Source organism: Myxococcus sp. AM011, from assembly GCF_013372595.1.
GTDB lineage: Bacteria > Myxococcota > Myxococcia > Myxococcales > Myxococcaceae > Myxococcus > Myxococcus eversor.
This window is the reverse complement of record NZ_JABXEM010000391.1, coordinates 1-7,582: the sequence shown is the minus strand read 5'-3', so window position 1 is coordinate 7,582 and position 7,582 is coordinate 1. Positions and strand designations below refer to the sequence as shown.

Annotated in this window: 2 protein-coding genes; one reads left to right on the top strand and one right to left on the bottom strand. The window is 71.9% G+C overall.

Annotated elements, in window-relative coordinates:
* Window positions 1–6,170, bottom strand: a 6,170-nt coding sequence (locus HUW62_RS44190) for a methyltransferase domain-containing protein (RefSeq protein ID WP_176437868.1), incomplete at its 3' end; no start/stop codon positions are given.
* 104 nt (window positions 6,171–6,274) lie between these two features.
* Here HUW62_RS44190 and HUW62_RS44185 point away from each other — a divergent pair.
* A complete protein-coding gene (locus HUW62_RS44185; protein ID WP_163862091.1) occupies window positions 6,275–7,093 on the top strand; it encodes an IF-2 protein in 819 nt (272 codons plus the stop codon).
* The last annotated feature ends 489 nt before the right edge of the window (window positions 7,094–7,582 follow it).

Genomic DNA, 7,582 nt, shown 5'->3' with positions numbered 1-7,582 from the left:
GGTTTGACCTGGGGGATGGTGGGAGCCCGGACGGGGATGCCACCCGGAGGGGTCAGCGCCACGCCCGTGCGCCGGGACAGCTCGCTCTTCACCGCGTTGATTTCCGCGTTGGCGCGCTCGTAGATGTCCTGGACGGGGTTGCCGCCGGCGCGGGCCACCTGACGGCGCAGGGCTCCCAGCTCCGTCTCCTGGGCCTGGAGCTTCTCCTGGAGCGAGTCCACCTCCGACTGGAGCTGCTCCATCTCCGCGGCCATCTCCAGGACGGCATCGGTCTGCGAGGCGGCCTTGAGTTCCTCGGTGGCCTTGAGCAAATCGTTGCGCTCGGCCTCCAGGGAGGTGAGCCGGGCCTGCTGCTCCTTCACGAGCGGCTCCAGGCGCTCCCGCTCGAAGCGGTCCTTGAGGAGGTCCTGCTTCTCGGCCGTGAGGGCCTGGGCCTGTTCCTGGAGGCGCGTCAGCTCGGTGCGCAGCGTGGTGAGTCGGTCGGACGTGGTGCCGTCGCGCTGCGCGAGCTGGCGGCGGGCCTCCTCCAACGACTCGGAGGCACGGGTGCGCTCGGCGCGCTCGGAGTCGAGCAGGCGGACCGCGTCCGTGGAGGCGGTCTCCAGGGCGGTGATGCGGCCTTCCAGTCGGACGCGGGCGGCCCGGGCGACGGTGAGGTCCGATTGGAGACGCTCCCGTTCGGACTCGGCGCGGGTCAGACGCTCCTGAAGCGCCTGGAGCGCGGTGGCGCTCTCCGTCGTGGAGGACTCCAACTGGGAAAGGCGGGCTTCGAGCGCGGTACGCCGGGACTCGAAGTCGGTGGTGGCCTCCGCGAGCTTCGCGGTGTGCTCCTCACGCAAGGCCTCGGCGCGAGCCTGGAGCGCGGAGAGCTGGGAGTCGAGTTCGGCGCGGCGGGCCTCGGTGTCCGCGAGGCGCGAGGCCAGCCTGGCCTGGGTCATCCGCTCCGCTTCGAGCCGGGACGCCAGCTCGGCGCTGTCCGTGCGCTGTGCCTCCAGCAGTGCCGTCGTCTCCGTGAACCGAGCCTCCACTTGCGCTCGCTCGGCGCGCTGCGCTTCGAGCTGCGACGTGGTCTCCGTGAGGCGCGCATCCAGCGCGGACTGCTCCGCGCGGTGTGCCTGGAGCTGTGTGTCCGTCTCGGTGAGTCGAGCCTCCAGCGCGGCCAGGGCCGAGCGCTGCGCCTCGAACCGCTCCACGGTCTGCGTGAGCCGAGCCTCCAGTTCCACCTTCTCCACGTGGCTGGACTCCAGCTCGGTGCGCTGACGTTCGAGATGCGCGGTGAGGTCCGCGGACCGGGCCTCCCAATCCGCGCGGGCCTGTTCCAGCGCCTCCGTGGCCTCTCGCAGCCGCGCATCCAGACTCGTGGAGCGCTCCTGCTCCACTCGCGCCGACTCGGTGGCTCGCGCCAGCTCCGCGCGGGTGCTCTCCAACGCGGCCCGCTCGGTTTCGAGCGAGCTCTCCATCGCCGTGGCCTTGCCCGCGAAGCGCCGCGCCGTCTCGAGCTGCACCATGAGCAGCTCGGCGTTCTCGCGCTGGGCGACCAGTCGCTCCCTCGCGTCCACCAGCTCCGCATCGAGTCGGGAGAGGTGCATCCCCCGGTCGTGCAGCGCGGCCATGGCCCGTTGGAGCTCCATGCCCAGGCGCATCACTTCCTGACGTGCCGCTGCCAGGTGCGTCAGCTCGCCACGCAGGTCCAGGACCTCCTGGCGCGTGGTCTCCAGCGTGGCCTCGGTGGCTTCCTGCGTCCGCAGGCTCTCCCGAAGCTCTGTTTCACGTGCGGTGGCCTGGGCCTGAAGCTCTTGCAGGGCCCACTCCCGCTCGGAGAGCGTCGCGTCCACCGCGCGCTTCGCCGTCTCCGACTCGCCCAACGCCTGCTCCACGGACGCCAGTCGCGCCCCCATGGACTCCGCGTCGGACAGCCGTGCATCCAGGGTCGTCCGCAGCTCCCGCGCCGAATTCTCGGCCTGGGCGCGTTCACCCTCCAGGCGCTCCACGCTGGCGCGCAGCGCCTGCTCGCGAGACTCGGAGGCCTCGCGCAGCTCCGTCAGGGCCTGCTCGCGGGCCGCCAGCTCGGCACGCACCTGGGCCAGCGCCTCGCGTTCGGACTGAAGGGCCGCTCGCGCTTCGGCATGCGTCTCCCGCTCCCGGGCCAGCTCGGCACGTGCCGCTTCCGCGCCCTGCTGCTCCGTCGCCAGCGCGGATTCCGACACCGCGCGGGCGGTCGACTCAGCGGACAGGGCATCGCGAGTGCGCGTCAGCGACGACTCGACCTCCGCGCGCACCCTCTCTTCAGTGGCCAGGGCCTCACGCGTGCGCGCCAGCGAAGCTTCCGCCTCGGCGCGCGCGCGCTGCTCCCCTTCCAGCCGCTCGTGTACGCGAGCCAGTCCGGCCTCGCCGTCACTGCGCTCCTGCCGCTCGGTCTCCAGCTCCGCGCGAGCCGCGCTCAGCGCCTCACGCTCCGCCGTCAACGCGGTCTCGACTCGAGCCCGACCTTCGCGCTCCGAGACGAGTTCCGACTGGAATCGGGTGACGGTCTCGGACAGCTCGGCCGCCAGGGCTTCGCGCGCCTCACGCTCGGAAGCGAGAGACTGGCGCGCCTCCGACAGAGACGCCTGGGCCTGGGCCTCACCCTGCCCTCGGGATTCGCGCTCCGTGGCCAACGCCTCGCGGGCCTCGACGAGAGCCGCTTCGGCCCGTGCACGCTGCTCCGATTCCGCCTGGAGTCGGACCTGGGTCTCCGTCAGCGCCTCATCGGCGCGTGTCCGCAGCGCCTCGACTTCCTCGAGCCGTGCGCGAGCCTCGGTCAGCGAGGCCTCGACGCGAGCCTTCTCCTCGGTCTCCGCCAGCAGGCGGGCTCGTGCCTCGGCCACCGTCGATTCGGCGAGTGAGCGCTGTTCGGCCTCGAGCTGAAGCAGGGTCCGGGCCTCGGCGAGTTCCGTCTCGACGCGCGCCCGCTCCTCGCCATCCTCGTGACCACGGCTCCGGGCCGCGGCCAGCGCGGTCTCGACACGCGCCCGCGCCTCGGCCTCGGACTGGCTCCTGGCCTGCGTCTCGGCCAGCGTCGCCTCGACTCGTGCCCTCTCCTGGGTCTCGTCCTGGAGGAGTGTCTGGGTCTCGGCCAGCGAGGTCTCGACTCGCGCCCTCGCCTGGGTCTCGCCTTGAAGGAGCGTCTGCGTCTCGGCCAGCGCCGCCTCGAAGCGCGCCTTGGCCTCGGCCTCGGACTGGCTCCTGGCCTGGGCCTCGGCCAACGCCGCCTCGACCTGCGCCTTCGCTTCAGCCTCCAACTGGCCCCGAGCCTGTGCCTCGGCCAGTGCCGTCTCGACGAGCGCCTTCGCTTCGGCCTCCGACTCGCTCCGAGCCTGTACCTCGGCGAGCATCGCGGAGACTCGCGCCTTCGCCTCGCTCTCTTCCTGGATGCGAGCCTGTGCCTCGGCCAGCGTCGCTTCGACGCGCGCCTTGGCTTCCGCCTCTTCCTGAAGACGGACGGTGGCATCAGCCAGCGCCGCCTCGAAGCGGGCCTGAGCCTCCGTCAGCGTCGCTTCGGAACGACTCCGACGCTCGGCCTCGGCCTGGAGGCGCGCCTGCGCTTCCGCCAGCGTCCCCTCGACATGGGTCCGCTGCTGCCCCTCTCCGTGAAGCTGTCCTCGAGCCTCCGCAAGCGCCTCCTCGGCGCGGGTGCGTCGCTGAAGCTCGTCCTGCAACTGGACCTGAACGTCCGCGAGCGCCGCTTCCCAACGGGCCCGGCGCTCCGTCTCGGCGTCCAGCGCCTCCTTCGACTGGTGGAGCGCGTGTCGTGCCTCGGCGAGTCCCGCCTGGGCCTCGGTGAGCGCGGCCTCCGCGGTCTCCCGACGCTCCTGCTCCGTCTCCAGTTGCGCGCGCAGGGTCTCCAGCGCGGAGCCCGACTTCAGGCGGCCAGCGCGCTCGGCCTCCAGCGTGGCCTGGACCTCCGCCAGCGAAGTCTCCAGCGCGGCGCGGCGCTCCACCTCCGCATCCACCGCCTCACGGGTCCGAGCCAGGGTGGCCTCGGCCTCGACGAGCCGCTGTGCCGCGCTCTCCAGCTTGCCGCGTGAGACGCGCAGCGCGTCCTCGACAGCGGCGCGCGACTCCCGCTCCTGGTCCAGCTCTCCGCCCACGCGAGCGGCAAGGGCCGCCGTGGCGTCCCGCTCCTGGTGCGCCGTCTCCAGGTCCGACTGCACGGACTGAAGCAAGGTCGCCAGCTCCTCCGCGCGCTCGACCTCCTCGCGACGGGAGCGGCTCAGCGTGGAGACCTCGGCCTCCAGCTCCACCACACGGCGGACCAGCGCCTGGCGCTCCTCCTCCAGCTCCAGCTTGCGCGCCTCCGTCTCCGCGCGAATGGCGGCCTCGGTGCGAGCCTCGTCCGCGAGCGCCTCCGCGCGCACGCGCTCCGACTCCAGCACGCCTTCCAGCGCCGACAGCCGGGCCTGAAGTCCGGAGCGCTCCGTCTCCAGGGCCCCCGTCAGCCCCGCCTCCACGCGAGCGCGCTCCTCCTCCAACGCGGTGATTCGCTGGCCGGCCTCGTGGAGCGCCTCCTCCAGCTTCCGCGCGGTGGCGCGAGCGGACGCCTCGCCCTCCGTCAGCGCCTCCAGCTCGGCCCGCAGCCGTGCTTCCCGCTCCCGCGCGGCGACGAGCTCCGTCTCCTGACCACGCCCCTCGGCCTGGAGCGCCGCCAGCCGCTCCTCCGCGTCCCGTCGAGCCCCTTCGGCCGACGACACCCGCAGGGACGCCTCCGTCAGCTCGCGAGCCGCGCGCGCCAGCTCCGCTTCCCGCACGGACAGGGCCGCCACGGCATCGCGCGCGGCTTCCTCCGCCCGAGCCGTGCCGTCCTTCAGATGCTCCACCGCCGCCAGGGCCGACGAGTACTGCTCGGCGATGCGCAGCTCCCGCTCCCGGGCCGCGTCCGCCGCGCGACGCCGGTCCTCGGACTGCTCTCCGGCGCGCTCCGCCAGGAGCCGGTCCTTCTCCCGGTCGATGCGCAGCGTGGTCAGCTCATCCTGGAGCTCACGCACCTGGGTATAGGTCTGCGTCAGCCGCTCCCGGGCCTCCTCCAGGGAGGTGGACAGCTCCTCGCGGCGCGCGCGCTCCAGCCGGAGCGACTCCTGCCCCGCGAGCACCTGGACCCCGGCCTCCGCCTGCACTCGCTGCGCGGCCTCGACCTCCAGACGCTGCGCCGCCAGACGGCGGTCCGCATCGCCCAGCCGCTCGCTCGCGACCTGGAGCTCCAGCTCACGTCGGCGCAGCCGTCCCGCCAGGTCATCCCGCTCGCGCTGCGACTCTGGCGTGCCCCGCGCCTGCTCCAACTGCGCGGTGAGCCGAGCCACCTCGTCCCGGGTCACCTCCAGCACGGGCTTGAGCGAGGCGACTTCCGCCTCACGGTCCGTCAGCTCGGTGCGAAGCCGCGTCAGCGACTCCTTCAACCGCGCGCTGCGCTCCTCCCAGGACTTCGCGCGCGCCACGACTTCGTCCAGCTTGCCCCGCGTGAAGGCCAGCGGCTCCGGCGGGAGCTGCACCCAGGTCGGGTCCACCGAGCGCGCGGGCTCCTGCCCGGCGACGACCACGAAGTACGCCGCCTCGCCGTTCTCCACGAGCGAGCCGTCCACCTGGAGCCCCTCGCCCCGCTCGAAGGCGAGCTGGTACCCCAGCACCGGCGACTGCGTGGCCACCTCCACATGGGGGAAGTGCACGTTGAGCGCATCCAGCAGGAGCCCGTAGGTGGGCGGGACATTGCCTTCCTCCGCCTCCACCAGCTGCGGCAGCGCCAGGCCCGCCACGTTGCGCAGGCCGCCCACGAGGAAGCCCTGCTTCGCCACCAGCCGCGCCAGCTCCGCGAGGAGCTCCGGGGCCCGGACGTACGGCGCCAGGTCCGCCACGAGCACCACGTCGAAGCTGCCCGGCTCGAAGTCGTCGTAGATGTTGGCGCGGTAACGCAGCGTGGGCCCACCGTGCGCCTTCTGCGCGGCCTGCACCGCCTTGATGTCCTCGTCACAGGCGACGACAGCCCGGGCTCCCCGCTCCAGCAGGAAACGCGCGCTCTCTCCTCCGGTGGAGGCCACCGCGTCGACCTCCAGCACGCGTCGACGCGCGAAGAGGCTCTCGGCGAAAATGTAGCGGGGCAGCAGTTCACTGGGCCCCATGCGACGGAATGTGTGATGCATGGGTGTGTTCGGGGGTGGGAGTATAGCCGTGGGCCTCCGCACCCCAAGGAAAGCGCCAGGGGCCGAAATCAGCCCGGCGCCCGGACGTCAGGAGAGCAGGCGACATGAACGGATCAGCACAGCAGGGCTTTGGCTATCGGGCACGGCGGACCTTCATCAGGCTGCTCGTCTTCTTCCTCATTCTCGGACTGGGCGGCGGAGTCGTGTTCCTCCTGTCCCAGCTGAACTCACGCACCTTCACCCTGGCGTCCGTGGACAGCCAGCTCGTGGTGATGAAGGGCCGCATGGCCCCCATGGGCTCCGTCCCCTACCGGCCCGGAGACCCCCGTCTGGCGGACGCCTACGCCCCCATCCCCCTGGAAGGTCAGGACGTCGGCTCCCTCATCCTGCGCAGCTTCACCGAGCGTGACGAACTGGACCGGGCCCTCTTCCCGCTCCTGGAGTCCATGGCCCGCCCCCGAATCGCCTCCGAGGAGCCCCCCAAGGTGGAGCAGGGCCTGTACTACCTGCGCCGCGCGGAGAAGCTCTCCGGCGTCACCGAGGAGCAGCGCCTCACCCTCCAGCGGCTCATGACCGAGGTGGCCTACTTCCAGGCCCGCCAGAAGCTCGAGGATGCCCGGAGGCTCGTCAGCGACGCCCTGGCCCAGCTCAAGCTCGCCGCGGAGAGCCAGAGCCGCCACGCGCGCAGCGCCAACCAGATGCTCTCCACCGTCGCGCCCCCCGCCCGCGCGCTCGAGGAAGCCCTCCGCCGCGCCGTCCACACCTTGAGTGGACCCCAGGAGACGCCCCGTGAGATGCCTCCCGAGCCCCCTGTCCAGTCACCCCCACCCGCACCTACACCGACCTCGCCGGAGGCCCCCACGGAGGGTGCCACCCCGACGCCGCCGGTGGATTCGGGGATGGATTCGGGCACGACTCCCTGAGCAGGGTCCGGGGGGCCCGTCCTCCCAGGTTCGATTCCACGCCCCTGACACGGAGTGTCCTCCAGTTCGTCACCGACTGTCATGAGCAGAACGTGATGCGGGGCGTTGGAGATCGATCATAGATTGCAAAGGACGGACCTACTCAGGCACTAGATCTCGCGTTGACACCAACGGGAGCCCCCAATACCTTGTGCCCGGTCGACGACGCCCCACTCGTCTGGCGGCGTCCCACGGGGCTCAGGGAGGGGTTGTGGTGTCCTTACACACAGCAGTCTACCCCGCATGTCACCTGAGCCTCCGGGTATCCTCGAGACCGTAGGCCCGCGCCAGTAAAGCGGGCCTTCCCCCTACACATCCGTGCAGTTATTGGTGGCCCGGGAATCCCCTCCCAGGGCAAGCTCCTCGCTTGTCCTCGTGGCCACGCCATTGCCCTCGTTTGGAGTGAGCCGCTCGTGAACTTCGAAACGCCCGTGAAGCCCGCCCCCGCGC

Bases quoted from the DNA above. Each gene is read 5' to 3' on its own strand.
- HUW62_RS44185 (WP_163862091.1), top strand. From the start codon at position 6,275: ATGAACGGATCAGCACAGCAGGGCTTTGGCTATCGGGCACGGCGGACC.